Here is a 26090-nt window from a genome sequence, read left to right on the forward strand (position 1 = left end):
ACGACGCGTGGGCAGGGACGGCCCTCACGACGCGTGAACAGGGGCGACCGGTACGAACGCGTGCAGCTCGTAGTGGCCGTCGTGGACGACGCCGTACGTGCTCTCGGGCAGCTCGTTCCAGGCGCCCTTGAGGTCGCGCAGCGGCTCGGAGACCACGAAGCGGGACTTCGGGCCGAGCTGCTGCAGGGCGTCCAGCTCCGGGTGGAGCGCGCGGAGTTGGGAGACGCCGGTGGAGTAGAACAGCGACCTGGGCGGGCCGACGCTGGCGTAGCGGAACATCCAGAGCCGTTCGCCGTCGGCGGTGGCCACCGTCATCTGGACGGGGTCGGCGACGCCGTGGCGCCGGGCGACCTCCTCGACCAGGCCGACGGCGCGGGCCACCGCGCCCGGCGGGTCGTCGGGCAGGCCGAAGGTGAGCGCGAGGAAGAACAGCACCTCGGAGTCGGTCGATCCCTCGATGGCCGGGTACAGCACCGGGTCCACCGCCATCACCAGGTCGCGCTTGAGCCGGAAGAAGTCCCCGATGAACCCGTTGTGCATCCACAGCCAGCGCCCGTACCGGAACGGATGGCAGTTGCTGCGCTCCACCGCGGTGCCGGTCGAGGCGCGGACGTGCGCGAACAGCAGGGACGTGCGGATCTCCCCGGCCAGCTCGCGCAGGTTGCGGTCGTTCCACGCCGGCAGGATGCTCTTGAACACGGCGGGCGCGACGCCCTCGCCGTACCATCCGATGCCGAACCCGTCGCCGTTCGTGGTGTTCGGGCCGAGCCGGGCGTGCATGCTCTGGTCGATGACCGAGTGCACGGGCTGGTACAGCAGCTCGTCGGCCAGGATCGGATCTCCGCTGTACGCCATCCACCTGCACATGATCGCCCTCCGCCGTCTCGCCGGTCAGGTCTGCGGGTAGCCGGGCCGCTGGGGGTAGCCCGGCATCATGCGGTTGCGCGCCGCCATGCTCGCCCAGTGCAGCAGGTCCAGCACCACCGCCAGCGCGATCCAGACCCAGTCCCCTCCGCTGAGGTGGGCGCCGGAGATGGACAGGACGATGTACATCAGGGTCGCGAACGGCAGGAAGATCAGGCCGAGCAGGGGCCAGATCCACGTGTGGAAGACCGCGCCGACCAGAGCCGGCCGCGCGATCCAGATGATGAAGACGGCCATGCGCGGAAAGATCCCGGCGAATATGGCGAACAAGCAACCCATGGGCGCCTCCACCCCGAAAAAGCTGTCGGACCATGGTCAATGCCCTACGTCCGGCCGCGTAAAAACCGCTGGCCGCGTGTCCATCAGGAATTGGGACGGCCTTGGGAAATACGGGAGGATGCCTCATACCGGAGGGCCTGTCGCGTGAAGAGCTTTACTTCATTAGGGCAATATGTCGCCACAGGTCCGGAAATGTCCCCATGGCTCGAAAACCCAGAAGGAAGAGAGCCATGAGCAATCTCATCGTCATCGCCTACCCCGACGTCGCCACCGCCACCACCGTCCGCGACCGCCTCCTGGACCTCCAGCGGCAGAACCTCATCACCATGGAGGACGTGGCCGTCGTCGAGCGCCGCCCCGACGGCAAGATCAAGCTCCACCAGAGCGCCAACATGACCGGCATGGGCGCCGCCAGCGGCGCGCTGTGGGGCGGCCTGATCGGCCTGCTGTTCTTCATGCCGCTGTTCGGCATGGCGCTCGGCGCCGCGGCCGGTGCCGCCGGCGGCGCGATGACCGACGTCGGGGTCAACGACGACTTCATGCGGCAGGTCGCCGCCAAGATGGAGCCCGGCTCGGCCGCGCTGTTCGTGCTCGTCGTGCAGAGCACCCCCGACAAGGTCATCCCCGAGATCCAGCCGTACGGGGGGCACATCCTGCAGACCTCGCTCAGCCAGGACCAGGAGGCCCAGCTACGGGAGATGGTCCAGGGCGCGGCGGCCCCGCACTGACCGGCCCGCACGCCTCGGCGGGGAGCGCTGCGCTCCCCGCCCGCAGGCCGGCTTCGGGAAGCTGCCTTCTGGACTCGACCTCGGCCTCATGGCCCAGCGCCTCGGCCATCGGGCGAGCAGCTTCCTGGTAAGCGGCTTCCTCCGCCTTCTCGCCCTCTGTGAAGATTGACCGGATGTGGCATTCGGTCATACGGTGCATCGCGTGGAACGACTCCGTGACCCCCGCGACCGGGCCGAACGCGCCACCCGCATCCTCGACGTGGCCGCCGGGCTGCTGCTGCGCCACGGCTACCGGCGCGTGACCATCGACGACGTGGCGGCCGGGGCCGAGATCGGCAAGGGCACCGTCTACCTGCACTGGAAGACCCGCGAACAGCTCTTCGGCGCGGTCTTCACCCGCGAGGTCTGCCTCGCCATGGACGAACTGCGGCGGGCCCTGCTGGACGACCCCCGCACCTGCCTGCTCCACCGCTTCGCGCGCGTCTACTTCCTGGCCATCGCGCGGCGGCCGCTGCTGCGCGGGTTCGTGCTCGCCGACCCCGAACTGATCGGCAAGCTGACCGCCACCCTGGACGATCGGCACACCGCGATGGCCCGCGGCTACTTCGACCTGCTCGTCCGTCACGGCCTGCTCAGCGACGACCTGGGAGCGGAGGAGGCCGGTTTCGCCTACCAGGCCACGTTCGAGGGCTTCCTGCGCGCCTCCGACGACGAGCACGCCTCCGACGAGGCGTGGGAGCGGCGGGCCGACCTGCTGGCACGCACCGTGCGACGGGCCTTCGAGAACGACGCGGCACCGGACGACGCCGTGGTGCGGGAGGTCGCCGACGCGGCCGCGGCGCTGCTCACGGAGGTGATCGACGCCGACCTCGCCGCCTCCGGCATCACCGGGGAGTGAAGCAGGGGCGGGGCAGATCGACGATCCTCGCGTCGGCGTCGGCACATCGACGTGACTCGCGGCGGAGCGTGGCGACTCGCCCCCGGGCCCGTCGCACCGCCACGGTGGCGCGCTTTCCGAGCCCACAGAGACCCTGCCGTCCGGAGACTCGGCGGCCGTCCCTCCTGCGCGCCGTCGTGAGCTGCCCAGACGGCCCCCACCACGCTCGCCTTCCCATCAACCGGGGTGACCGGTCCGCCTGTCCAACAGGGCCACGAACACCCATGCCGGGCCGCACCGCACCCGAGCTCCAGGCCAGGTCCCGCCACCAGAGCCTGGCCGGCCTCGGCCGCTCCGTCCGCCTGGCGGAGGAGGGCCTCCGCCTGTATCGCCGCCCGCCATCGTGCGGCACGATGGTGGGCGGCGAGGGACGGGCGTGCGGTGCCCTTGCCGGCAACCGCTAGGCTCCAGCGTCATCTCGTCCAGCAGCCGGGGTTCCATGAGACGGCCTTGTTGCCGGAATATGTCCCCTGAGTGGTGTCGGCGACCTCGATGTGCCCGTCGCCATACTTGTAGACCAGCTTGACCGCGTACGTCTGCACGATCTCGGAGATCGTCGCGGAACGGTTCGGACCGGTGGGCATCCAGTACGGGCACTTCGACTGCAGGACTTGGGGGTGTGGCTCCCCATAGGACTGCTGAACGATGTGCGTTGTCGCGGTGGCGTTGTACGCGGTGCCGAGTCCCTTCGCCCACGGGTTGATCGACACACCGCTGCTGACGTATCTGCACACCTGGTAGTTGCCCTCGCGCCGGTAAGGGCTGCCCTCGCCGGCCGCCACTCCCCAGGTCTCCGTATCGGTACAGGATTCGTAGTAGCGCGTGGAGCCGGTGGCCGTCAGCTCGACCGTGATCGACGCGACCGTGGTCGACGGGTCGTCGGCCATGGCCGCGGTCGGTACGCAGAACAATGCCGCGGTCATGACCGCTGCGGCCGCGCCGGCACGTGCTGCCGTGTTGACGTTCATCTGATTTGTCCTTTCCTCACGAGTGTCCTTGCGACGTGTCCGGCCCTGTTGAGGGACCGTTCTGAGGTCCGGCCTCTCGGCGGAAGCGGTGTCCTCAGTGCCTGCTCGACAGTAAGGAAACGGACTTGGAGCGTGCTTGGAGCTGATCTCGCAGAACATGAGGCTGACTTGAGCATGACTGGGCGCTCGCTCGCGGCTCATCCGGCACACAACGAGGCAACGCCACCGGCCCGCCTGCTGCCCCGGCCTTCCCCAAGGTCGCACAGGCGGGCCGGCCACTCGCCGACGACTCCCCGGCACCAGCCAGCGACAAGCCGCCTCCGGCCCGGACGCCGTTCGCCTGCCGACGTGGGCCGCTTGACGTCGCGAGGCGCCCGCGTCAGCTGTGATCGCGGGCGGCGCGCGTTGACGGTGGGCGCGGTGTCCTGGCGGACGTGCGGTCCCGCTCAGGCAGCGGTGCAGGCGGTGCCGTTGAGGGTGAACGCGGTCGGTGCGCCGGCGTCGCCGGTGTGGGTGGCCTGGAAGCCGATCTGGGTCGAGCCGCCCGGCGGTATCGAGCCGTTGTAGGACAGGTTGGCCGCCGTGACCCGGCCGCCGGACGGTGTGAACGTGGCGTTCCACCCAGAGGTGATCGCCTGACCGGCGGGCAGCGTGAACGCGAGCGACCAGCCGTTCACGGCGGAGGAGCCGGTGTTGGTGATGGTGAGGTTCGCGGTCAGGCCGGTGCCCCAGGCGTTGACGGCGGTGCCGACCCGGCAGCCGCCCTGCCCGCCCCCGGGCGGCGGGGTCGGAGTGGGCGTCGGGGTGGGCGTCGGGGTCGGGGTCGGGGTCGTGCCGCCGCCTCCGTCGAGGCCGAGGAAGGCGACGGCGTAGGCCACGATGCCGTCCGTCGGCAGGGAGTGGCCGTATCCCGCGATGCTGACGCCCTCGACGGTGGCGCGGGTGCCGGCGGTCCCGTACCGGGTGCGCGTCCAGCCCGCGCGCGGCTGGTCGGTGGAGACCGGCGTCTGGCTCACCCCGTTCAGGTTCGTCCACTGCTTGATCTCCTCGCCGAAGTTCGGGTAGGCGAGCGTGGTGTCGAGGGTGCCGTGCCAGAGCTGCATCCGCGGGTAGCGGCCCGAGTAGCCGGGGTACATCGCCCGCGCCCGGTCGCCCCACTGCTGCGGGGTCCTGATGAGGTTGCCGCCCGAGCACTGGCTGTTCCACAGGGATCCGTCGGTGGTGGCGAAGCAGCCGGCCGGCACGCCGGAGAACGCCGCGCCGGCGGCGAACACGTCCGGGTACTCGGCGGCCAGCACGTTGGTCATCATCGCGCCGGAGGAGAAGCCGCTGACCACGATCCGGGCGGGGTCGACGTTGTAGCGCTGCCGGGCGTAGGCGACCATCGCCATGATGCCGGTCGAGTCGCCGCCGCCGTCGCGCCGGAGCGCGGCGGGCGTGGACACGTCGAAGCAGTGCCCGTCGCGGGTCGCCTCGGGGACCACGATGACGTACCCGTACCGGTCGGCGGCGGTGACGTAGTCGTGGCCGACGCCGTTGAAGACCCCCGCGGCCGAGCCGGTGCAGTAGTGGACCAAGAGGAGCAGGGCCGGGCGCGCCGCGACGGTGTCGGGAACGTAGAGGTACATGTTGAGGTTCGTCGGGTTGGTGCCGAAGTTGGTCACCCGGGTCAGCGACGCGGCGCCGGCGGGCCGGCCCGCCAGGAACAGGCCCGCGACGATCAGCGACGTCAGGGACACCAGGACGGCCGCCAGCCGGCTCGTGCGTGTACGCATGCTCAGGCCCTCCCAGGGGTCAGCGGGGACCGCCGCGAACGGCGCTGCGAGCGTTGACATCCATGCTGCCGATCCGTCCTTCCGTGGGCGTGCGTGGCGGTGGTGGTGGTGTGCCCGGGAGCAAATACGACCCCCGCCGAAGCCGTCAAGCGCCTCTCGGGGCGCCGGGCCCGGCGGGCGCGTTCTCCGCCGTCCTGGCTGCGCGTCGTCACTCCGGCCCTGGCGGACGGTGCTGAAAGTTTCACGGGCCCGCCGGGGACGAGAGCGGGCGAGGGCGGCACCGGCCGAAAGTTTCGGAGCCTGCGAGGCTGATCAGCGCGGCTCGGAAATCCCCTCACGGCGATGGGCGCCGAAACTTTCTGGTCACACTCTTGACATGTTTCGCCGCCCCTTCCCACACTGAGGCTCCGAGGCGGCTTCCCCGCCGGCGCTCGGTGGTGAGCGGCGGGGCCGCCCTCCGTGACACGAGCCGGAGACGGGCCCGCGTCGGCGCCCGCCGACGCCGCCTCCCGCGCTCTCCCACGTCATCCATCATGGAGGCTCAGGCATGGGCGAGAACCCCTTACATCCGCGCGCATCCGCACGTCCGCGGAGCGGCCCGCGCCGCGCCCTGGTCGCCGGCGCCCTCGCGGTCCTCGGCGCGGCCACGGCGCTGGCGGTGGCCGGTCCGGCGGGCGCCGCCGCGTCGACGCTGGGCGCCGCGGCGGCGCAGAGCGGCCGGTACTTCGGCGCCGCGATCGCGGCCGGACATCTCAACGACTCGGCGTACGTGGCGACCTGGGACCGGGAGTTCAACGCGGTCACCCCGGAGAACGAGATGAAGTGGGACGCCACCGAGCCCTCCCGCGGCTCGTTCACCTTCGGGGCGGCCGACCAGATCGTCGGCCACGCCCAGGGCAAGGGCATGCGCGTCCGCGGCCACACGCTGGTGTGGCACAACCAGCTTCCGGGCTGGGTTCAGGGGCTGTCGTCAGCGAACGACGTGCGCACCGCGATGGTCAACCACATCAACGGGGTGATGGGCCACTACAAGGGCAAGATCTACGCCTGGGACGTGGTCAACGAGGCGTTCGCCGACGGCGGCGCGGTCGGCACGCTGCGCAGCAGCGTGTTCCAGCAGCGGCTCGGCAACGGCTTCATCGAGGAGGCGTTCCGCGCCGCCCGGGCGGCCGACCCGAACGCCCGGCTCTGCTACAACGACTACAACATCGACGACGCCGCCGCGGCCAAGACCCGCGGCGTCTACAACATGGTCAAGGACTTCAAGGCACGCGGCGTGCCGATCGACTGCGTCGGCCTGCAGTCGCACTTCGGCCAGGTGCCGTCGAACTACCAGCAGAACATCGCCCAGTTCGCCGCCCTCGGGGTGGACGTCCAGATCACCGAGCTGGACGTCGGCGGCTCCGGATCGGCCCAGGCCGACGCCTACCGCCGCGTCACGCAGGCGTGCGCGGCCGTCTCCCGCTGCACCGGCATCACCGTGTGGGGCGTCACCGACAAGTACTCCTGGCGCAGCGGCGACACCCCGCTGCTCTTCGACGGCAACTACGGCAAGAAGCCCGCCTACGACGCGGTCCTGAACGCCCTCAACGCCGCGAACCCGAACCCCGACCCCACCCCGACCCCCACGCCCACCCCGACCCCCACGCCGACCCCTGTTCCGGGGTCGTGCTCGGCGACGATCGAGACGACCAACACCTGGCCGGGCGGGTTCCAGGCGACGGTGACCGTCCGCGCGGGTGACGCGCCGGTCGACGGCTGGACGGTGCGCTGGACCTGGCCGGGCGGTCAGAGCATCAGCAGTCTCTGGAACGGCGTGCAGAGCGGCTCCGGCTCGGGCGTGACCGTCCGCAACGCCGCGTACAACGGCTCCGTCGCGGCCGGATCCTCCACCACCTTCGGCTTCACCGCCAACGGCGCCGCCGCGGCCCCGGCCGCCACCTGCACCAGCCCCTGATTCCTGCGAGCGCGACCGGCCGGACAACGGACGACGAGGAGACGACAGATGCGCTCACCCTGGCGCCCCCGCGCACCGCGCCATCCCGAAGCCCCGGCGTCTCCGGAGCGGGCCGCGCCCGCCGCGTCCGTCCGGCCGGGGGCCCGGCGCCGGCTCGCGTCCGGCGCGGTCGCGCGGGAGGCGACTACAACGCGCTGCCCTGGCGGCTCGGCCTGCTCACCCAGGCGAACGCCACCTGCTGACCCGCCGCCCTCCCGGCCGTGACGCTCCTCAGGAGCCCGGGAGGGCGGAGGGCCGGGGTCAGGACAGGCGGGACTCGATGGCCTCGATGATCCGTGGGCGGAGTTCCGCGGCGCGGATGACGGCGTCGACGGAGCCCACCTCGACCGCGCGCTGGATGTTGTGCACGCGGTCGAACTCCGCGGCCACCTCACCGAGCTTCTCCGCGCGGACCGCCGAACGGAGCTCGTCGAGCTCGGCGGCCAGCGCGGCACGGTCGGTGCCGGTGGCGGCCGCGACGCGGGCCTCCAGGTCGCGCACGCGCGGGTCCGCCGCGGTGCGGGCGTTGACGTCGCCGGAGAACACCACCGCGGCGGCGGGGGCGCCGCCGAGCACCGAGGCGAATGATCCCTCCAGGGCGAGCACGGTCATGTTCGGGTTCAGGGCCTTGGAGAACACCACGAAAGCGCCGCCGTGGTAGCGCGAGATCACGCAGAACACGATGGGACCGCGGAAGTTGACGATCGCGCGGCCGATCTCGGCGCCGTACTCGAGCTGGAGCTTGCGCATGGACTCCGGCGAGCCGTCGAAGCCCGACAGGTTGGCCAGCACCACCAGCGGCCGGTTGCCGCTGGCCGCGTTGATCGCCCGGGCGACCTTCTTGGACGAGCGGGGGAACAGCGTGCCCGCGGTGTAGGTGTCCGGGCCGTCGGTGGGCGGGAAGCCGCGCCGGGGGATCGGCCGTGACTCGATGCCGAGCAGGCACACCGGCCTGCCGCCGAGATGCGCGTCCTGCACCGCCGCGGTCTCCGCGCCGGCCATGCCCGCCCAGCGCTCCAGCGTCGGGTGGTCCTGGTCGGACAGCGCGCGCATGACGGTGCGGATGTCGAACGGCTTCTTGCGGTCCGGGTTGAGCTCGGTGGAGAAGATCTCGCCGACGGTGGTGAAGTCGCTGCCCTCCACGGAGTGCGGGAAGGTGGTGATGTCGCGGTCGACGGGGTCGGTGGTCTCGGTCCGCCGCGGTGACCGCTCGCCGGGCGCGACGTAGGTGTGGTCGTAGTGCGCCATCAGCACGTCGCGCGCGGCGGCCAGGTTCGGCGCCCAGTACTGGGCCTGCCCGTTGGGGCCCATCACGCGGTCGTAGCCGCCGATGCCGAAGTTGTCCTCGGCCGAGACGCCGCCGGAGAAGTCGAGGGACTGCTTGCCGGTGAGCACCATGGCCGAGTCGGGTGTCATCACGAGGATGCCCTTGGTGTGCATGAGCATCGTCGCCTCGGCGTTCCAGTACGGCTGCGCGCCGACGTTGATCCCCGCGACGACGATGTTGATCTCGCCGCCGTCCTGGGTGAACTCCACGATCCGCTTGAGCGCCGCGGCCACCCAGTCCATGTTCTCGGTGCCCGACTCCATCGAGATCCGGGCTCCGGCCGACAGCGCGTACCACTCCAGCGGCACGCGCATCCGCTCGGCGAGGTCCAGCGCGGCGATCACCCGGCGGCACTCCGGCTCCGACAGCGCGCCGAGGGACTTCGTCGGGTCGCCGAGCAGCACGACCCTGGTGATGCCTTCGGGGTGGCGCGGGGTCGGCGTGGTGACGACGCCGGCGACGATCGCCGCGGTGTTGCGTCCCTTCGGCCTCTGGACCGGCACCAGCGTGTGGTCGTCGTCGAGGTCGTGTTCGGTGAAGTCACCGAGCAGGCCGGTCAGCTCGTACGGGTAGACGGTGTTGCGGCTGCTCGCGCGGAGCACCTTCTGCCGGTAGTCGTCCAGCGGTTCGATCGGCTCGTTCGACGGCTCGCCGATGGTCAGCTCGGGGCGCCCGGTGGCGTCGAGGGAGATGCGCACGGCGATCTTGGTGAGCAGGCCGGTCCGCGGGTCGCGTTGCCGCGCGATGAACAGGGTCTCCTCCAGGCCGGCGCCCGTGGTCGTGGGGAGCACGCGCCGGGCGATGGTCTCGATCTCCGCCCGGGTGATGCCGCTGGGCGGCCAGACGTAGATCACGATCCGGTTGGTGTCGGGGTGCTTCCTGGACGGGCGTCCCACCTGGGCGCGGCGGATGGCGTCGACGCAGGCGGCGACGGCGGTCTCGGCCGTCGGCAGCGCGACGAGGCGGCCGTCGTGGTCACGCAGCTCGGTCAGGTCGCGTACCTGGGCGAACGCGACGAGGCGGTCGTCGGACGGGTTGCCCCGCGCCACGCACCGGAAGAGGTAGACCTCCTCGTCGGTGGACGGGAGCCTGGTCAGGTCGAACTTGCTCAGCCGCTCCAGCTGCATGCGCTGCGCGATGTAGGGGTGCAGGCCGCGGATCAGCCGCTCCTCGGTCATGCCGGTGGCCGACGGGCGGTAGGTGAAGTGGTGGTGCATCACCGCCCCGCCGCGGCCGGCGAGGGTGATGGTGATCCTGCGGACCTGCTCCGGCAGCGGGTGCGCGCCGATGACCTCGTGCAGCGCGGCCGCCATCGCGTCGGACTCCTCCGGCCGCCCCTCCCAGACGAGATAGATGTCCGCGTCGACGGCGCTCTCGTCCTCGGCCAGCTCCGCCAGCCCGCGCAGCGCGCCGCTCAGCGCCTCGAAGCTCACCGCGCAGGAGACCACGCAGGAGTCGGCGCGCCCGGCGATCACGAAGGTGCAGCCCGCGGTCTCGCTGGTGCGGACGCCGGTCAGCTCCTTGTTGCCGTAGTAGCGCCGGGTCAGCACCTCCAGCATGATCGAGTTGTCCACGTCGTCGCGGACGAGGCGCTGGCCGAGCAGGCGCACCAGCGGTTCGGTGCTGCGGACCATCTCGGCGATGCGCTCGGCGCGGTCCGGCGCGTCGGGGTGGGCGTCGAGGTGGCGCAGGTGCTTGCGGACATTGGCGTAGACGCGGGCGCGGGTGCGGCGCAGCAGCGGCTGGCCGAACCAGGCGAAGACCACGCCGCGCGCCAGGTCGGAGACCACGGGGAAGCGGACCTGGGTGGCGGCCAGCAGCCGTTCCAGCGCCAGCCCGGCGGGCTCGCGCAGCGCCTCCTCCGGTGCCGTCTCCCGCAGCCAGGCCCGCAGCAGGGTCGCGACGACCGTGGCGTCGGCGGACGCGCGTTGCTGGGCCAGGAAGACGCGGAACACCGCGGCCTCGAGCTCCTTGGTGCGCTTCAGCTCGGTGACGCCGTAGTGCCTGAGCACCTTGGCGAGCTTGGCCTGGAAGGTCTGCGGCAGCCCGGCCCGCTCGACGTCGAGGCTCTGCAGGTAGGTGTGGAAGAACTCGCGCGGGCTGCGCACGTGGTCGTCGCCACCGCCGTCCTCACCCGCCGGCCGGTTACGGCTGAGCTCGGCGAGGTCGGTGAACACCTCGATCAGTTCGAGCTCCTCGGCCAGCGGCCGGTGGCCGTCCTCGGCGACCGCCCGGCGCGCGGCGAGGTAGTCGTCGAGCACGCGCTGCTCGTCGTGGGGATCGACGTCGAAGCCGAGCAGCAGGCTGCGCAGGTCCTCCTGGCCGCGGGTGGCGCGCTGCCGGGCCGTGATCCGTCCGGGCGGCTCCGGCAGGTCGAGGTGGGCGGCCGTCTCGGCCGAGGTGTCCTCGGCCTCGGCGTCGGCGAGCGGCTCCAGCCGCAGCAGCGGCGCGCCGGTCTCGACCTGGCTGCCCACCGACACGAGGCATTCCTTCAGCCGCGCCTTGAACGGCGCCCGCAGCACCGTCTCCATCTTCATGCTCTCCAGCACCAGCACCGGCGCGCCCGCCTCGACCTCGGCGCCGGCCTTGAGCGGGGTGGCGACGACCAGCGCGGGCGCGGGGGAGCGGACGACGCCGCCCTCGTCGCGGCTGACCCGGTGCGTCACGCCGTCCACCTCGACCAGGTGGATCGGCCCGTGGGTGCCGGTGAGCAGGCGGTACCGGACGCCGTTGACGATGATGTGCCCGGTGTGCCGGTCGAAGCGGTCGAGCTCGACGTCGCAGGTGAGTGCGCCGTCACCCGCTTCGAGGCCGACGCGGAAGCGGCGGGCGCCGACCCGCGCGACGCGGGCCCGGTAGCCGACGCCGCGCAGCCTGAGGTCCAGCGGCCGGCCGCTCTTGTGCTGCACCTGCGGGCGTCCGCCGAACGCCGTGGACAGCAGCCGCTGCCGCTCGGCGCGTTCCTCCTCCTCGTAGGCCTCGATGGCGGCGGCCGCCAGCGCGACGGCGGAGTGGCGGTGGGAGACGAGCCCGCCCTGGCCGCGGACGCGGTCGATCCAGCCGGTGTCGGCCTCGGCGTTGATCACTTCGGGCTGGTCGAGCAGGTCGAGCACGAAGCTCTTGTTCGTCGCGCCCCCCTCGATGATCACCGTGGTCTGCGCCATCGCGCGGCGCAGCCGGCCGAGCGCCTCGTCGCGGTCGCGGCCGTAGGCGATGATCTTGGCGATCATCGAGTCGAAGTCGGCGGGGATGGTGTCGCCCACGCTGACGCCCGTGTCGACGCGGATGCCGGGCCCGGCGGGCAGGTCCAGCCGCGCGATGCGGCCGGGCGCGGGCGCGAAGTCGCGGTCGGGGTCCTCGGCGTTCAGGCGGGCCTCGATGGCGTGCCCGCGTTCGACCGGCGGCGCGCCGTCGAGCCTGCCGCCGGAGGCCACGTGCAGTTGTGCCTTGACCAGGTCGAACCCGGTGGTGGCCTCGGTGATCGGATGCTCGACCTGCAGGCGGGTGTTGACCTCGAGGAAGGCGAACAGCTTGTCGCCGGGGTGGTAGAGGAACTCGACGGTCGCCGCGCCGCGGTAGCCGACGGCGACGGCCAGCCGCTCGGCCGACGCCTTGAGCTCGGCCGCCTGCTCGGGGCCGAGCACCGGCGACGCCGACTCCTCGATGACCTTCTGGTTGCGCCGCTGCACCGAGCAGTCGCGGACGCCGAGCGCCCAGGCCGTCTCGCCGTCGGCGATGACCTGGACCTCGACGTGCCGGGCGCCGGTGACCAGGCGCTCCAGGAACACGACGCCGCTGCCGAACGCGCGGGCGGCCTCCTGGCTGGTGCGCTCGTAGGCGTCGGCCAGCTCGGCCTCGTTCGTGATCACGCGGATGCCGCGCCCACCGCCGCCGGCGGTGGCCTTCAGCATCAGCGGGTAGCCGATCTCGGCCGCGGCGGCCAGGGCGGCGTCCAGGGACCCGACCGCTCCGCGGCTCCACGGCGCGACCGGCACGCCGACCTCCTCGGCGATCAGCTTCGCGCCGATCTTGTCGCCGAGCTTGCGCATGGCCTCCGCGCTCGGCCCGATGAAGGTGACCCCGACCTTCTCGCAGAGCTGCGCGAACGCCGGGTCCTCCGCGACGAAGCCCCAGCCGACCCACGCCGCGTCGGCGCCGGTCTCCACCAGGGCGCGCTCCAGCACCTTCAGGTCGAGGTACGGGCGCGCGGACGCGGGGCCGAGGTCGTAGGCGATGTCGGCCTCTCGGACGAACCTGGCGCCGCTGTCCACGTCGGTGTGCAGGGCGACGGTCTCGATCCGCGTGCCGGTCTCCGCGGCGATGTCCCGTACGGCGTGGATGAGCCGCATGGCGGCCTCACCACGGTTGACGATGGCGACACGACTGAACACGCGACCCAAGCCCTCCTGTAGACAACGACGTGCGCGCCGGTGACATGACGGCACCCGGCACTATGCACCCTTTCGCTTACCCGCCCGCGGCGCCATGTCGCAGACATCGCACGCCGGCCCGCTCCCATTGTGGGAAAGCGACCAAAAGCCGTGCGACCCGGGTGAGGATCCCGGCGCCGGGCGGAGCCTAGCACTGGCCGCCGCTGAGCTCCGTGGACGAGGACAGGCTCACGGTGTACGTGTCCGCCCGGTCCTCCATCGACAGCTCCATGCCGACGTCGACGCCGTCGATCACCTTGGTGTAGCAGACGTCCTCAGCCCCCGCCTCCTCGCCGGGCCTCCAGCCGTCTCCGGTGGCGGCCTCGCGGTAGAAGCCGCGCACGTCGACACGGGCCGGGGGCAGGCGGTAGACCTGTACGACGTTCACCCACAGGTCGTCGTCCTCGCAGCTCGTCGCGCGCGGCCCGGCCGGCTGGACCCCGGCGGGGCGCCGCTGGAGGACGTCCTGCGCCGCCAGGGCCTCGGTCAGCCGGTCCTCCTCCGCCCCGCAGCCGTACGACAGGACGCCGAGGACGACGACGGCGGCCCCCGCGCCGGCCAGCGCGACGGACGCGATGACGAACTGGGTCAGGAACGCCGCGACCGGGCGCAGCGGCTTCATGCCGTCACCCTACGCCTCGCAGTGTGGCCGGCGACCAGCCCGCGGTGCCCGCCACGATCCGGACGGCCGCGCGGGCCAGCGGCTCCAGCCCTTCGACGTCCACTTTGTCGAGGGTGTCGGCCGAGTCGAACAGGTACATGGGCGCCGACAGGAAGTGCACCAGCGGCACCCCCTCGGGGTGGAAGAACGCCCCGTCGGTCGGCGGCATCGGCGAGAACACGTCGGGCGGCAGCACGAACGAGCGGCGCAGCCGCTCGGCCTCCAGGGTCGTGGCGACCAGCTTCTCCAGCCGCGGCTCCGGCGTCGTGAACCACCACCTCACCTCGGGGTCGGAGGTCGGTCGCAGCACGCCGTCCACGCTCTCGCAGCGCAGCGCGGCGTGCTCCAGGTGCACCTGGAGCACCACGTCGTCGAGCAGGGGGCGGTGCCGCTCGATGAACGCCCTGGTGCCCGCGGCGTGGGCCATGTGCCCGGAGGTGAGCAGGAACATGAGGTTGTGCGGGCGCTGCGCGGCCGGCACGCGCGCCCAGTGGCGGGCGGCGGCCAGCACGAGCGCGAGCCCCGAGGCGTCCTCGACCGCCGACGCCCAGGGGCCGTCGTGGTGGGAGGCGACGACGACCCAGTGCGGCGAGGCGCCCGGCAGCGTCGCCACCACGTTGTGCGTCGTCACGGTGTCGCGGGCGGACTCGGCGACCAGCTCGCCGTGGCAGGGCAGCCGGGGGAGGAGCCGCCGGGCGTCGCCGGCGGACAGCCACAGCCCGGGGATGGGCCGCTCGACGGCGTCGTAGGGCACGTAGTAGTCGCGCGTCTCCCACGGGACGCCCGTCAGCGCGCCGACGAAGCCCGCGGCGCCCGCCTCCAGGGCGGGCTCCACCACCTCCATCATCCGGGGGCCGAACGGGATCGTCTGCACGAGCGTGTCGAAGACGCCTTCCGGGTCGTACGCCGAGGTGGCCAGGGTCCGGACGAACGACTGCGGTACCTCGGTGAAGGCCAGCTCGTCCACCGCGATGTCGCCGGGGCGCGCGTCCGCGAGCCGGGCGAGCCGCGCGCGCAGCCCGGCGGCCGGCGCGGTGAACGGCAGGGGCAGCCCCGGCAGCTCCGTGCCGTCGTCGAGCCGCAGCACCCCGGCGCCCGGCTGCCAGCGGGTCACCTCCACCGGCTCCAGCTCCGCGTCCAGCCCGAACGCGGCCAGCCGGTCGGCCAGCCACCGCTCCGTCCACGCGTCGGCCGGGTAGCCGGGGCGGCGGATCCCCTGCGACACGACGGTCTCGATCCAGCCGAGCATCTCGGCGGCGGAGGGCACGTGGTCCATGACCCCGATCCAACCATTGACAACCGCCCCCTGTGAAGCGAGAGTTCCGGTCATCCGTACAAATCTTCCGGGAGGCTGTATGAGGCTCCTTGCGGCAGCCGTCTTACTCGTGCTGGGAGTCGTCGCGAGCCCGGCCCAGGCCGCCGGCGGCGCGACGTCCCGCGCCGCCGCCGACACCGTCGAGGCCCACTACAAGGTCGCCGGCCCGTGGGCGGTCGCCACGGCCGACGCGCCGGGTGTCCGGCTGTACTACCCGGCCAACCTCGGCGCCGGGGGCTTCAAGCACCCGATCATCACCTGGGGCAACGGCACGAACGCCGTGCCCACGCAGTACAACGGCGTGCTCAACCAGCTCGCCTCCTGGGGCTTCGCCGTGGTCGCCTCGACCGACACCACGACCGGCACCGGTTCGGAGATGATCGCCGCGGCGCAGTACCTCATCGACCGGAACGCCGACTCCTCCAGCGTCTTCTACGGCAAGCTCGACGTGACCCGGGTCGGCGCGGTCGGCCACTCGCAGGGCGCCGGCGGCTCGGTCAACACCGCCACCAAGTCCGGCGGCCTCATCGACACGGTCGTGCCCATCGCCCTGCCCGCGCCGATCTGGGTGAGCTCGGGCGACGCGTTCTCGGTGAGCAGGGTGACCTGCCCGGTGCTGTTCCTCAGCGGCGCGAACGACGTCATCATCTCGCCCAACTCCGCGGTCCAGGCGTACTACGACCAGGTGCCCGGCGCCGCCGCCAAGGCGCTGCTCAAGGGCGCCGACCACAACACCATCCAGGGCACGGGCGGCGGCTTCCTCGGCTACCTGACGGCCTGGCTGATGTACCGGCTGCAGGACGACGCGTACGCGCGGGGCGCGTTCGCGGGCGCCACCCCCGAGATCAACACCAACGCGAGCTGGCAGAACCAGGCCGAGAAGAACCTGCCCTAGGGCAACCCCTGCACCCCCTCCTGGGGAGCCGGGCGGCCACCAGACGAATGAGGCGACCTTCTCCGGGCCTCCCGTTCAGGACGCGCCGGGCGGCGTGGCCGGGACCGGCGTGGCGGGCAGGACGCCGGCGTGGCGGAGGTGGTCGCGGGCGGCGGCGATGGCCTGCGGGGTGGTGGCGAAGACATGGCCCGCCTGGTCGAGGCGGGCGATGGCACCCAGGGCGTGCAGGGGCTGGTGGTGGCCGTCGCGGATGCCGGAGACGTAGACGGTGATGCCGCGCCGCTGCAACCGGGTGATCGCGTCGGCCAGCACCAGGGCGCCGCTCGCGTCGACGGTGGTGACGCGGGACATGCGCAGGACGACCACCGACACGTCGGCGACCTCTGACAGTTGCAGCAGGAAGCGGTGGGCGGCGGCGAAGAACAGCGGCCCGTCCAGCCGGTAGGCCACGATGTGCTCGGCCAGCAGCGCGTGTTCGGCGTCGGTGTGGTCGCCGGGCAGGTCCGGGCGCAGCGGCACGGTCTCCAGGCGGACGTCGCGGGCGATGGCCCGCAGCGCCAGCCCGCCGGCGACGAGCAGACCGAGGATGACGGCCTGGACGAGGTCCAGGACGAGGGTGGCCAGGGCGGTCAACACCAGCACGACGGCGTCGCCGCGGGTGGAGCGCAGCATGGCCGCGACCGAGCCGACCTCCACCATCCGGACCGAGGTGGCCAGCAGCACGCCGGCCAGCGCGGCCAGCGGGATCTTGGCGACCACCCCGGCGGCGGCGAAGACGATCAGGCCCAGCACGGCGGCGTGGACGAGGGCGGCCAGTCGCGAGTGGGCGCCGGAGCGCACGTTGACCGCGGTGCGGGCGATCGCTCCGGTCGCCGGGACGCCGCCGAACAGCGGCGCGGCGAGGTTGGCCAGGCCCTGGCCGAACAGCTCCCTGTCCGGGTCATGCCGGTGGCTGACGCTCATGCCGTCGGCGACCGAGGCCGACAGCAGCGACTCCAGGGCGGCCAGCGCGGCCACCGCCACGGCCGGGGCGATCAGCGCGCTCAGCGCGGTGGGATCGAGGAAGGCCAGCGAGGGCGCGGGCAGCCCGGCCGGGATCTGCCCGATCCGGGCCACCGGCAGGTCGGCCAGCTCGGCGGCGAGCGTGGCGACGGCCACCGCGATCAAGGAGAAGGGAGCGGTGGGGCGCCAGCGGGCTCCGGCCAGCATCAGCACGGCCACGGCGACGGCCATCGCCGGCGCCGCCCACCCGCTCGGAGCGGAGGTGAAGCCGAGCACGGCCTTCCAGGCCACCACCACGACCTTCTCGCCGTCCGGAGCGGGCACGCCGAGCGCGGCCGGGATCTGCTGCAGCCCGATCACGCAGGCGATGCCGAGGGTGAAGCCCTCCACCACCGGAGCCGGGACCAGCGTCATGTAGCGGCCGGCCCGGGCCAGCGCCAGCGCCAGCAGCATCAACCCGGCCAGCAGGCCGACGGTCAGCACGCCGGAGGCGCCGTGCTCGTGCATGATCGGCACCAGCACCACGGTCATCGCGCCGGTCGGGCCGGACACCTGCAGCCCGGACCCGCCGAAGACAGCCGCGACCGCGCCCGCGACCACCGCGGTGGCCAGCCCGGCGGCCGCGCCCAGCCCGGAGGAGATGCCGAACCCGAGCGCCAGCGGCAACGCCACGATCGCCACCGTCAGCCCGGCCAGCAGATCCCGGCGCGGCCGCCGGCCCATCGAGACCAGATCGGCGCGGCCGGGCAACAGCGTGCGCAGGCGGGCCCAGGCCGCCCCGGTCGCGGCACTCATGAGACGCGGTCCCCGGCGCCGCGGCCCCGGTCGTCCAACAGCTCGCTGAGCAGCTCGTGCTGCCCGGTCAGCTTCTCGGCCAGCAGCTCACGCGCCGCCCGCAACAGCCCGGCCACCCGGCCGCCGGCCAGCGCGTACACCACGGTGGCGCCCTCACGCTGCGCGGTGACCATGCCCGAACGGCGCAGCACGGCCAGGTGCTGCGAGAGCCCGGTCGGCTCCACCTCGATCGCGGCGAGCAGGTCGCGCACCGGCATCGGTCCGTCCTGCAGCAGCTCCAGCACCCGAATCCGGACCGGATGGCCCAGCAGCCGGAACAACTCGGCCTTGGCCTCGTACAACGGCACCGACATCATCGGGCCGCCTTCCCCGGGCCGCTCGCCCGGCCGTCGTCCTCGCAGCCCGCCTCGATGGGCACCGCGTGCACGCGGGCCAGGCGTTGAGCGTCCTCCCACTCGGCCTCGGCCACCATGAGCGCGTGCGCGTCGTCCCCCTGACGACAGGCCTGCACCTCCTGCCATGCCAGACGGGCCCGCTCCCGGATCGCAGCAGCCAAAGCCGTGACCACGCCACACCTCCACCAGCCCGTGCCGCGCGCCCACACCGGCGCCCACCACATCACGCAATTACGAATCTTCGCAATTACGATACCGCACCCCCTCGGGGCGCGCCCCACAGATGTGCCGTGCCGGGCCTCAGAGCGCCGGGCCGCGGAGCGCGAAGGCGGCGGCCGGGTTGCCGGTCAAGGCCGCCGCCGCCACGTCGCCGAGCCCCGCGGCCTTCAGCCGCGGCACGAACCTCTCCAGCAGGTACGTCAGCCCCGGCCCGCCGCCCAGGCTCGGCCAGTACGACCGGCGCGCCAGGTCCATGCCGAACAGCAGCCGGTCGCCCAGGCCCTGCCCGGCCAGCTCCGCGACGAGCGCGACGATCTCGCCGTCCGTGCCGTACTTGATCCGGCCGGGCCGGTCGAAGGCCAGATAGGCCCCTCTCTCCGCCAAGGAGATGAGATGTCCGGCGTCGGGGTTGTGGTCGATGTGGCCGAGCACCACCCGGTCCGCCGCGACCCCCTCGGCCGCCAGCGCGTCGAGCAGCTCGTGGCCCATCGTGCCCTTGTCGCAGTGGCTCACCACCGGCACGCCGGTGGCCAGCGCGGCGGCAGCCACCGCCCCGACCAGGCGCCCCACCCCGCGGCCGAGCGCGTGGTAGCCGGTGGCGATCTTGATGGCGCCAGCCCGGGCGGGCGAGCGCCGCACCAGCGGGCCGACCAGGCCGTACTCGTCCATGCCGAGCTCGATCTCCGCCACCAGCAGCTCGGTGATCTCGTCGGCCGCGTAGCGGTGCAGCCAGTGGTCGTCGGCGTAGTAGCGGCTCTTGTGGAAGCCGGTCACGGCGACGACGTGCAGGCCGGTCCGCTCGGCCAGCTCCCTCATCAGCGACGGGCTGCGGCCGAATCCGAGGGGCGTCATCTCCACCACCGCCGACAGGCCGAGGCGGCGCGCCGCCGACACCTCCGCGACGGCCGCGTCGAGGGAGTCGAGCCGGTAGTCCGGCTCCTCGCGCACCGGCCAGCCGCCGGTCATGAACAGGTGCTCGTGCGCGTAGGTGACGCCGAGCTCCTCGACGTCTCCCAGCACGGTGCGAACCGTCACAGCGCCACCTTCCGCCCGAACCCGGCCGTCACAGCAGGGCCCCTTCCTCGCGCAGCCGCTCCCGCAGCAGGTCCGTGTCCACCTCGGCGGGCTCCACGCCCGCCTTCACCGCCAGCGCCGCGGCGGTCCCCGCCGCCTGCCCCATCGCCATGCACTGGCCCATGGAGCGGGCCGAGGCGTGCGCGTCGTGCGTGGCCGACAGGCACCGCCCGGCCACGATCAGGCCGTCCACCTCGACGGGCAGCAGGCACCGGTACGGGATGCCGTAGGTCCGGAAGTCGCGGACGTACTCCCACCGCGTGCCCGACCCCGAGTCGTGGTCCTCGATGGGCGCGCCGCAGCGGGCGATCGCGTCGGGGAAGTCCCGCCCGGCCAGCACGTCGTCCCGGGTCAGGACGTAGCGGCCGGCCAGCCGCCGCGACTCGCGCACCCCGATCCGCGTGGAGGTGCCCAGCAGCACGGCCGCGCCGTACCCGGGGACCTTCTCGCGCAGGAACCGGACGTACGCGCCGACCTGCCGCCGTCCCTCCCGCTCCGCCCGCGACAGCTCGAACGGGTCGGTCGGGTCGAGGCCGCTGACCCGGGTGAGGTTGGTGTGCACGATGCCGTCGTTGACGGTCCGGTGGATCGACCCCTCACGGCGCGGCAAGTCCGCGCCGGCCATGAGCGCGTGCAGCTCCGCCGTGCTCGTGAGCGACGGGTCCACCCCGCCGAGCCGGAAGGTCGTCGTCATCGGCTGGCGCCGCATGCCCGGACGGTCGAGGGCCGCCCCGGCCCGCCAGGCCACCTCGGCGTCGCCGGTGGCGTCCACCACCACCCGCGCCCTGACCAGGAACCGCCCCGCCACCGTCTCCACGACGACGCCCTCGCCCGGCACGACGTCGCAGACCCGGGCGTGCAGCAGCACCTCGGCGTCCGCGGTCAGCTCGTCCCAGACGACCTTGAGCTCCTCCGGCTCGTACGTCACCCCGGTCCCCGCGCCGTAGGTGTTGGGCCGCTCGAAGGCGGCCCCGGCCGCGAACAGCCGCTCGCACACGTCCCAGCCGACGCCGCCGACGACCCGCGGCGCCTGCGGGCCGGGGGAGTAGAAGCCGTAGAAGGTGTCGAGCACCGCGGCGCCCGTGCCGCCGAGGAACCCGGCCGACTCCACCAGCAGGCACGACGCCCCGGACCGCGTGGCGGCCACGGCGGCCGCGCATCCCGCGCTGCCGCCGCCCGCCACCACCACGTCGCCTTCCCACAGCACGTTCATCGCAGGTGCCACCCTCCGTCGACGGGGATCACCGCGCCCGTGGTCCGCCCGGAGGCCGGTGACAGCAGCCAGAGCACGGCCTGCGCCACCTCCTCCGGACGGCACGGCCGGGCGCCGAGCGGCATGAGCGCGGGCATCCGGGCCCGGATGGCCGCCGACTCCCGCGCCCGGCGGCTCATCGGCGTGGCCACCAGCCCGGCCGAGACCAGGTTGATCCGCACCCCGCGCGGCGCCGCCTCCCGCGCCGCCACCCTGATCAACGGGATCAGGCCGCCCTTGGCCGAGGCGTAGGCCACGGTGCGGAAGTCGTCGTCGATCGAGCTGCCCAGCGCCGAGCCGATCACCACGATCGACCCGCCCTCCGGCATGGCCGGGATCGAGGCGCGCAGCAGCCGGAACACCGACTCGTGGTTGACGCGGTGCACCTCGCTCCACGCCGCGTCGGTGCACTCGGCCACGCCGCCGTCGCCGAGGGACCTGCCGGACATGCCGATCGCGTGGACGACGCCGGAGACCGAGCCGTGCGCCTCGGCCGCGCGGGCGAGCGCCTTCTCCGCCCCGCCGGGCCGGGTGATGTCGATCCCGTCGGCCAGGTCCACCCCGACCGCCGGCATCCCGGACGCCTCCACCGCCTCGACGCAGGCGCGGCCGATGCCGCCCGCCGAGCCGGCCACCAGGACCGCGCTCATGGCTTCCTGAGCACGTCGGCGGCGCGGCGGGCATGCTCCAGGTAGGCGGCCTCGAACAGCTCGTCCGAGCGGGGACCGCCGACGAGCTTGGCGCTGGAGATCACCGGCGGCGTCCACCCGCCCGCGACCAGCAGCTCGGCCGTCCGCACCTTGATCTCGTTGACCACGGAGACCGCGGCCAGCGTGCTGCCAGGGCCGACCGGCTCGGCCAGCCCCTCCACCGAGCACAGCGCGTCGCCCACCGGGGTGCGCAGGTCGATCACCACGTCGGCGTGGTCGGCCAGCCGCGTCCCGCTCGGATGGCCCGGCGCGACGGCCATGGTCTCCCGCATCGAGGTCACGGCCACCACCGACAGCCCGGCCTTGCGCAGCCCCATCGCCATCTCGATCGGCACGGCGTTCAGCCCGCTGACGCTGAAGATGATCGCGGCGTCGCTCGGCCGCAGCTCGAAGTTGGCCAGGATGGCGTCGGCCAGCCCCTCGACCCGCTCGATGAACATCGCCTGCCGCATCCCGTTCGACCCCGCGACCTGCGTGTAGAACGTCGTCGACAGGTCCACGACGGGGTGGAAGCCCGGGTAGGAGCCGTAGCGGGGGAACATCTCCTCCACGCCCATCCGCGAGTGGCCGGTGCCGAACGTGTGCACCACCCCGCCGCCGCCGATGGCCGCCGCCGCGATGCGCGCCGCCGCCGCCAGCGACTCCTCCTGTGTCTCCTCGATCTCGCCGAGCAACTCCATCGCGCGCCGTATCCACCTCATCGGCGTCTCCCTCCGTAGCCGTTCATCCGGACATCCCTCCACACAGCGCGGCGCCGATCGCCCCGGCCCGCGGGCCGAGGACGGCGGGCAGCACCGCGACGTCACCGATGAGCGGGCGCCGCCGCCCCAGCTCGCGTTCCAGGGCGGGACGCATGAGGTCGAGCGCGCCGGAGACGCCGCCGCCCACCACGGCCGCACTCACGCCGAACAGCGCGGCGGCGTCGCCCAGCGCCACGCCGAGCGCCCGGCCCGCCCCGGCCAGCACGTCGGCGGCCCGCTCGTCGCCGGCCCGCGCGGCGGCGGCGACCGCGGCGGCCGGCCCGGAGCCGAAGGCGCGCACGATGCCGGGCCCGCCGGCGAACGTCTCCGCGCAGCCCCGGTTGCCGCAGCAGCACGGCGGCCCCGACGGGTCGACCGTGACGTGCCCGATCTCCCCGAGGTTGTCGCGCGGCCCGACGAGGACCGCGCCGCGCAGCGCCACCGCGCCGCCCACCCCGGTGCCGAGCACGGCGAACAGCGCGTCCGCCAGCCCCCTGGCCGTGCCCAGCAGCAGCTCGGCGTGCGCGAACGCCCGCGCGTCGTTGACGACGGCCACCGGCCGGCCGGTCAGGGCGCTCAGCCGCGGGCCGGCCGGGTAGCCGTCCCAGTCTCCCGGCGGGTTCGGCACGAACAGCGCCGTCCCGCTCGCCCGGTCCACGTGGCCGGGCAGCGCGATCCCGATGGCCTCGACCGACGGGTCGGCCAGCGACGCCACGAGCGTCATCGTCTCGCCGGGGCCGGGCGGTGTGGGCACCGTGCCCGCCGCCGCCACCGTGTCGCCGTCGAGCACGACCCACTTGGTGTCGGTCCCGCCGACGTCGACGCCGAGCCGGCGGCCGGCGTGCGTCACGCGCCCACCGTCAGGACGCGCGAGGAGAAGACGGCGCCGTCGCCGCGCGGGGCCGGGCCGAAGGGCTCCACGCCGAGCAGCCGCAGGTAGGCCAGCAGCGGCTGGGAGTGGCTGTGCAGGTTGGCGACCGGGTACGCCTGCATGGCGACGCCGAGGTCGGCCAGCTCCCAGGTGCGGCCGGGGCGGTCGGTCTCGGGCGCCAGATAGGCGTCCGGGCCGGACAGGGTGCCCTCCCAGACCTCCGGGTAGGCGGCCGTGTGCGCGGCCAGCGTCATCCGGCGCCACCAGCGCCAGCCCAGCTCTGGCACGTGCCGGGCGGCGGCCCAGACGAGGGTCATGTTGATCGCGTACCAGATCGTGCCGATGCCGCCCGGGCCGTACCTGTCGAGGGCGGGCCAGCGCAGCCGGGCGCCCAGCGGCGAGTCGGCGGCGGCGGTGGCCTCGATCGTGCGCAGCAGCTCCTCCGCCCGGTCCGGCGAGGCGGCGCCGCAGAGGATGGCCCACGGCTGCACCTCCAGCCACAGGTCGGCGTCGCCGACGACCGCCTCGGGGCCGTAGGCGCGCCGGAACCACCGCCCGTTCCACTCGCCGGCCACCAGCCTGCGCAGCTCCTCGCCGAGCTTGCGGGCCTCCGCGCCGGTCGCCTGGTCGCCGAGCCGCTCGGCCAGCACCGCGTAGCGCGGCAGCACCCAGGCGGCCATCGCGGAGTTCAGCACGGACTCGCCCCGCTCGATCATCAGGTCGCGCCGGACGCCGCTCTCGGTGATGGCCAGGTCGTTCCAGTCGGCGTTGAGGATGCGCACGTGGCCGTGCTCGCCGCGCCCGACCACGTCGGCGAAGAAGCGGAACTGGCGGCGCAGGTGCTCGCCGAGCGGCGCCGGCGCCGCCCCGTGGACCGGGTGGTACGGCACCGGCTCGGCGAAGGCGGCCGCGTCGCCCGTGGCGGACAGGTACTCGGCCGCCAGCCACAGGGCCCACAGGTTCTGGTCCGACGGCCGGAACAGGTCGGTCCACGGCCGCTTGTCCGGCCCGAGGGCGTAGGGCAGGTCGCCGTCGGGACCGCCCCAGGCGCACGTGTTGCGCAGCACCGACAGGGCCAGGTCGGGCTCGATGTGGACCAGCGGCAGCGCGTGCTGGAGCGGGTCGCGGGCGGCGCCGTTGAAGCCGTGGCGGAAGGAGTAGCAGGAGCCCTGGTCGAGGGTGTGGCCGCCGAGCACGCCGTCGGCGCAGGCGCCGCCGGTCAGCAGGGCGGCGTGCCACGGGATCTCGCGCTCGGCCTCGGGCGCCCGGGGCGCGGACGCGCGCGGCAGCCGCTCGCGCAGGGCGGCCAGGCTCTCCTCGAAGTCCGGGCTCTCCTCCAACAACGGGGCCCCGGCCTCCGCCGTCGGGGGGAGCAGGCCGTAGCGGAACTCGACCAGCCGCTCGCCGCCGCCCTCCAGGTCGAGGGCGACGTCCATCCTTCCGGACGCGGTCCGCCGCGGCCCGTCCTCGCCGCCGGTCAGAAGCTCCAGCTCCAGGCCGGGGTCCTCGGCGGGCTCGGCGCCGGTGATGAGCGCGATCCGGGCGGGCCTGGCCGCCCACTCCTCGGTCAGCGTCAGCCGTACGGGCTCGCCGAGCAGGTTGCGCACGCGCAACCGGACGAGCACCCACGGCGCCTCGCCCTCGGGGCAGAGCACGGTGCGCTCCAGCGCCACCCGCTCGCCGGCGACCCGGACGGTCGCGAACGTGGGCCCGAACGTCCGCTCCGACGTCGAGACGTCCGTCGCCAGGCCGTCCACCCGGCTGACGCCCGCGCCGCGGGTGAGCCACAGCAGCCCCGTGTGCTCGTCGAACAGGTCGCTCAGGCCCTGGTTGTCGGCCACCAGCGTGATCCGCCGGTTGCCCAGGTGGACCATGTGCCGCCGGGTGGGCGGGTCGAGGACGGGGTCCCACTCCGCGCGCGGGTCCCGTTCCTGGTCCGTCGTGTACGAGAAGGCGGGCAGCCCGTACGCGGTGGTCCACGCGCCGAACGCGCTCATTTCTTGACTCCTCCAAGCGTCAGCCCGGCCACGTAGTAGCGCTGCAGGACGAACATGAGCACCAGCGGCGGCACGGCCGTGACCAGCGCGGCGGTGCCGACGAGGCCGGCGCTGAAGTCGTACTCCGTCTGGAGCTGCGACAGGCCCACGGGCAGCGGCCACAGGCCCGGCCTGTTGGCCACGACGAGCGGCCAGAGCAGGTTGTCCCACTGCGCGAGGAACTGCAGCAGGAAGAGCGTCAGCAGCGCCGGCCGCAGCAGCGGCACCGCGACGCGCAGGAAGACGCGCAGCTCGCCCGCGCCGTCCACGCGCGCCGACAGCAGCAGCTCGCGCGGCAGGGAGAGCGCGAACTGCCGGACGAGGAACACGCCGAACGCGCTCATCGCGAACGGCACGATCATCCCCTGGAACGAGTCGATCCAGCCGAGCTGCCTGACGACCAGGTACATCGGCACGAGCACCACGATCGGCGACAGCGACAAGGTGCCCACGACGACCGCGAACAACACCCGCCGGCCGGGGAAGGGGAGCTGCGCGAGGGCGTACCCGGCCGCCCCGGAGAAGACCACCTCCAGGACGGCCACCCCCAGCGACAGGATCACGCTGTTGCGCAGGTAGAGCGGGAAGCCGCCCTGGCCGAACAGCTGCGACAGGTGCTCGCCGAAGCGGGCGGCGTCGAAGCCGAGCCCGCCGAGGTCGGTGGCGTCGGAGGCGGAGGCGACGGCGAGCATCGCGTACACCGGCAGCAGCATGACCGCCACGACCAGCGACAGCAGCGTGCCTCGCACGGCGCTCCCCAA

General features: G+C 73.4%; 21 protein-coding genes. 4 read left to right on the forward strand and 17 right to left on the reverse strand.

The features are described 5' to 3' along the window. Nucleotides 1–24: 24 nt before the first annotated feature. Complete coding sequence (locus HD595_RS37320; protein WP_253777565.1) at nucleotides 25–855, reverse strand: class II glutamine amidotransferase; 831 nt, start codon at nucleotides 853–855, stop codon at nucleotides 25–27. Between the two features lie 36 nt (nucleotides 856–891). Continuing rightward, entirely contained in the window at nucleotides 892–1161 is a 270-nt protein-coding gene (locus HD595_RS37325; protein WP_253777567.1) for a hypothetical protein, read from the reverse strand. Nucleotides 1162–1433: 272 nt separating this feature from the next. Here HD595_RS37325 and HD595_RS37330 point away from each other — a divergent pair, with 272 nt between their 5' ends. Together HD595_RS37330 and HD595_RS37335 are read left to right on the forward strand one after the other, a co-directional pair. Beyond that, nucleotides 1434–1931, forward strand: a complete 498-nt coding sequence (locus HD595_RS37330) for a DUF1269 domain-containing protein (RefSeq protein ID WP_253777568.1) — start codon at nucleotides 1434–1436, stop codon at nucleotides 1929–1931. A gap of 202 nt (nucleotides 1932–2133) precedes the next feature. After that, a complete protein-coding gene (locus HD595_RS37335) occupies nucleotides 2134–2829 on the forward strand; it encodes a TetR/AcrR family transcriptional regulator (RefSeq protein WP_253777570.1) in 696 nt (231 codons plus the stop codon). Nucleotides 2830–3281: 452 nt separating this feature from the next. On the opposite strand, the gene HD595_RS37340 is transcribed toward HD595_RS37335, so the two are convergent. Beyond that, complete coding sequence (locus HD595_RS37340; RefSeq protein ID WP_253777571.1) at nucleotides 3282–3836, reverse strand: hypothetical protein; 555 nt, start codon at nucleotides 3834–3836, stop codon at nucleotides 3282–3284. 446 nt (nucleotides 3837–4282) lie between these two features. Next, complete coding sequence (locus tag HD595_RS37345) at nucleotides 4283–5611, reverse strand: extracellular catalytic domain type 1 short-chain-length polyhydroxyalkanoate depolymerase (protein ID WP_253777573.1); 1329 nt, start codon at nucleotides 5609–5611, stop codon at nucleotides 4283–4285. Nucleotides 5612–6158: 547 nt separating this feature from the next. Between HD595_RS37345 and HD595_RS37350 the strand changes: the two genes are divergently transcribed. Then, entirely contained in the window at nucleotides 6159–7568 is a 1410-nt protein-coding gene (locus HD595_RS37350) for a glycoside hydrolase family 10 protein (protein WP_253777574.1), read from the forward strand. A gap of 300 nt (nucleotides 7569–7868) precedes the next feature. Here the strand turns inward: HD595_RS37350 and HD595_RS37355 are convergent, their stop codons facing one another. The 3 genes from HD595_RS37355 to HD595_RS37365 all read right to left on the reverse strand — a co-directional run bounded on the left by HD595_RS37355 (nucleotide 7869) and on the right by HD595_RS37365 (nucleotide 15301). After that, on the reverse strand, nucleotides 7869–13325 hold the full coding sequence (locus tag HD595_RS37355) for an ATP-binding protein (protein ID WP_253777576.1): 5457 nt from the start codon (nucleotides 13323–13325) through the stop codon (nucleotides 7869–7871). Nucleotides 13326–13512: 187 nt separating this feature from the next. Beyond that, entirely contained in the window at nucleotides 13513–13986 is a 474-nt protein-coding gene (locus tag HD595_RS37360) for a hypothetical protein (RefSeq protein ID WP_253777578.1), read from the reverse strand. Between the two features lie 4 nt (nucleotides 13987–13990). Continuing rightward, on the reverse strand, nucleotides 13991–15301 hold the full coding sequence (locus tag HD595_RS37365) for a M28 family peptidase (protein ID WP_253777579.1): 1311 nt from the start codon (nucleotides 15299–15301) through the stop codon (nucleotides 13991–13993). Nucleotides 15302–15380: 79 nt separating this feature from the next. On the opposite strand from HD595_RS37365, the gene HD595_RS37370 reads away from it, so the two are divergent. Next, a complete protein-coding gene (locus HD595_RS37370) occupies nucleotides 15381–16235 on the forward strand; it encodes a poly(ethylene terephthalate) hydrolase family protein (RefSeq protein ID WP_253777580.1) in 855 nt (284 codons plus the stop codon). Between the two features lie 75 nt (nucleotides 16236–16310). Here HD595_RS37370 and HD595_RS37375 read toward each other — a convergent pair whose 3' ends face one another. From HD595_RS37375 to HD595_RS37420, 10 genes are all read right to left on the reverse strand, one after another. Further along, complete coding sequence (locus HD595_RS37375) at nucleotides 16311–18032, reverse strand: SulP family inorganic anion transporter (protein ID WP_253777581.1); 1722 nt, start codon at nucleotides 18030–18032, stop codon at nucleotides 16311–16313. Beyond that, nucleotides 18029–18385: an ArsR/SmtB family transcription factor gene (locus HD595_RS37380; protein WP_253781436.1), complete on the reverse strand. Its 357-nt coding sequence runs from the start codon at nucleotides 18383–18385 to the stop codon at nucleotides 18029–18031. The genes HD595_RS37375 and HD595_RS37380 overlap by 4 nt, the downstream gene beginning before the upstream one ends. Further along, nucleotides 18385–18600: a hypothetical protein gene (locus HD595_RS37385; RefSeq protein ID WP_253777582.1), complete on the reverse strand. Its 216-nt coding sequence runs from the start codon at nucleotides 18598–18600 to the stop codon at nucleotides 18385–18387. Before HD595_RS37385 ends, HD595_RS37380 begins: the two co-directional genes overlap by 1 nt. Nucleotides 18601–18727: 127 nt before the next feature. Next, the gene (locus HD595_RS37390; RefSeq protein WP_253777583.1) at nucleotides 18728–19681 is read right to left on the reverse strand and encodes a phosphotriesterase family protein; all 954 of its coding nucleotides are present in this window, start codon (nucleotides 19679–19681) and stop codon (nucleotides 18728–18730) included. Nucleotides 19682–19709: 28 nt separating this feature from the next. Beyond that, entirely contained in the window at nucleotides 19710–20933 is a 1224-nt protein-coding gene (locus HD595_RS37395; RefSeq protein WP_253777584.1) for an FAD-dependent oxidoreductase, read from the reverse strand. Beyond that, nucleotides 20930–21622 carry an SDR family oxidoreductase gene (locus HD595_RS37400; RefSeq protein WP_253777585.1) on the reverse strand — a complete coding sequence of 231 codons (693 nt, stop codon included), beginning with the start codon at nucleotides 21620–21622 and terminating at the stop codon, nucleotides 20930–20932. The genes HD595_RS37395 and HD595_RS37400 overlap by 4 nt, the downstream gene beginning before the upstream one ends. After that, entirely contained in the window at nucleotides 21619–22383 is a 765-nt protein-coding gene (locus tag HD595_RS37405; RefSeq protein WP_253777586.1) for a sugar isomerase domain-containing protein, read from the reverse strand. The genes HD595_RS37400 and HD595_RS37405 overlap by 4 nt, the downstream gene beginning before the upstream one ends. A gap of 22 nt (nucleotides 22384–22405) precedes the next feature. Further along, nucleotides 22406–23272 (reverse strand): ROK family protein, encoded by an 867-nt coding sequence (locus HD595_RS37410; RefSeq protein ID WP_253777587.1) that lies wholly within the window; start codon nucleotides 23270–23272, stop codon nucleotides 22406–22408. Continuing rightward, nucleotides 23269–25290: a GH36-type glycosyl hydrolase domain-containing protein gene (locus HD595_RS37415; protein ID WP_253777588.1), complete on the reverse strand. Its 2022-nt coding sequence runs from the start codon at nucleotides 25288–25290 to the stop codon at nucleotides 23269–23271. The genes HD595_RS37410 and HD595_RS37415 overlap by 4 nt, the downstream gene beginning before the upstream one ends. After that, nucleotides 25287–26078 carry a carbohydrate ABC transporter permease gene (locus HD595_RS37420; RefSeq protein WP_253777589.1) on the reverse strand — a complete coding sequence of 264 codons (792 nt, stop codon included), beginning with the start codon at nucleotides 26076–26078 and terminating at the stop codon, nucleotides 25287–25289. Before HD595_RS37420 ends, HD595_RS37415 begins: the two co-directional genes overlap by 4 nt. Nucleotides 26079–26090: the final 12 nt, after the last annotated feature.

It is taken from the genome of Nonomuraea roseoviolacea subsp. carminata (assembly GCF_024172185.1).
In the GTDB taxonomy this organism is placed as follows: domain Bacteria; phylum Actinomycetota; class Actinomycetes; order Streptosporangiales; family Streptosporangiaceae; genus Nonomuraea; species Nonomuraea roseoviolacea.

What these genes read in the sequence shown, in the direction of transcription:
- HD595_RS37365 (WP_253777579.1), bottom strand. Translation starts at nt 15,301, where the DNA reads ATGGACCACGTGCCCTCCGCCGCCGAGATGCTCGGCTGGATCGAGACC.
- HD595_RS37325 (WP_253777567.1), bottom strand. Translation starts at nt 1,161, where the DNA reads ATGGCCGTCTTCATCATCTGGATCGCGCGGCCGGCTCTGGTCGGCGCG.
- HD595_RS37320 (WP_253777565.1), bottom strand. Translation starts at nt 855, where the DNA reads ATGGCGTACAGCGGAGATCCGATCCTGGCCGACGAGCTGCTGTACCAG.
- HD595_RS37330 (WP_253777568.1), top strand. Translation starts at nt 1,434, where the DNA reads ATGAGCAATCTCATCGTCATCGCCTACCCCGACGTCGCCACCGCCACC.
- HD595_RS37375 (WP_253777581.1), bottom strand. Translation starts at nt 18,032, where the DNA reads ATGAGTGCCGCGACCGGGGCGGCCTGGGCCCGCCTGCGCACGCTGTTG.
- HD595_RS37360 (WP_253777578.1), bottom strand. Translation starts at nt 13,986, where the DNA reads ATGAAGCCGCTGCGCCCGGTCGCGGCGTTCCTGACCCAGTTCGTCATC.
- HD595_RS37345 (WP_253777573.1), bottom strand. Translation starts at nt 5,611, where the DNA reads ATGCGTACACGCACGAGCCGGCTGGCGGCCGTCCTGGTGTCCCTGACG.
- HD595_RS37380 (WP_253781436.1), bottom strand. Translation starts at nt 18,385, where the DNA reads ATGTCGGTGCCGTTGTACGAGGCCAAGGCCGAGTTGTTCCGGCTGCTG.
- HD595_RS37370 (WP_253777580.1), top strand. Translation starts at nt 15,381, where the DNA reads ATGAGGCTCCTTGCGGCAGCCGTCTTACTCGTGCTGGGAGTCGTCGCG.
- HD595_RS37395 (WP_253777584.1), bottom strand. Translation starts at nt 20,933, where the DNA reads ATGAACGTGCTGTGGGAAGGCGACGTGGTGGTGGCGGGCGGCGGCAGC.
- HD595_RS37415 (WP_253777588.1), bottom strand. Translation starts at nt 25,290, where the DNA reads ATGAGCGCGTTCGGCGCGTGGACCACCGCGTACGGGCTGCCCGCCTTC.
- HD595_RS37405 (WP_253777586.1), bottom strand. Translation starts at nt 22,383, where the DNA reads ATGAGGTGGATACGGCGCGCGATGGAGTTGCTCGGCGAGATCGAGGAG.
- HD595_RS37350 (WP_253777574.1), top strand. Translation starts at nt 6,159, where the DNA reads ATGGGCGAGAACCCCTTACATCCGCGCGCATCCGCACGTCCGCGGAGC.
- HD595_RS37340 (WP_253777571.1), bottom strand. Translation starts at nt 3,836, where the DNA reads ATGAACGTCAACACGGCAGCACGTGCCGGCGCGGCCGCAGCGGTCATG.
- HD595_RS37400 (WP_253777585.1), bottom strand. Translation starts at nt 21,622, where the DNA reads ATGAGCGCGGTCCTGGTGGCCGGCTCGGCGGGCGGCATCGGCCGCGCC.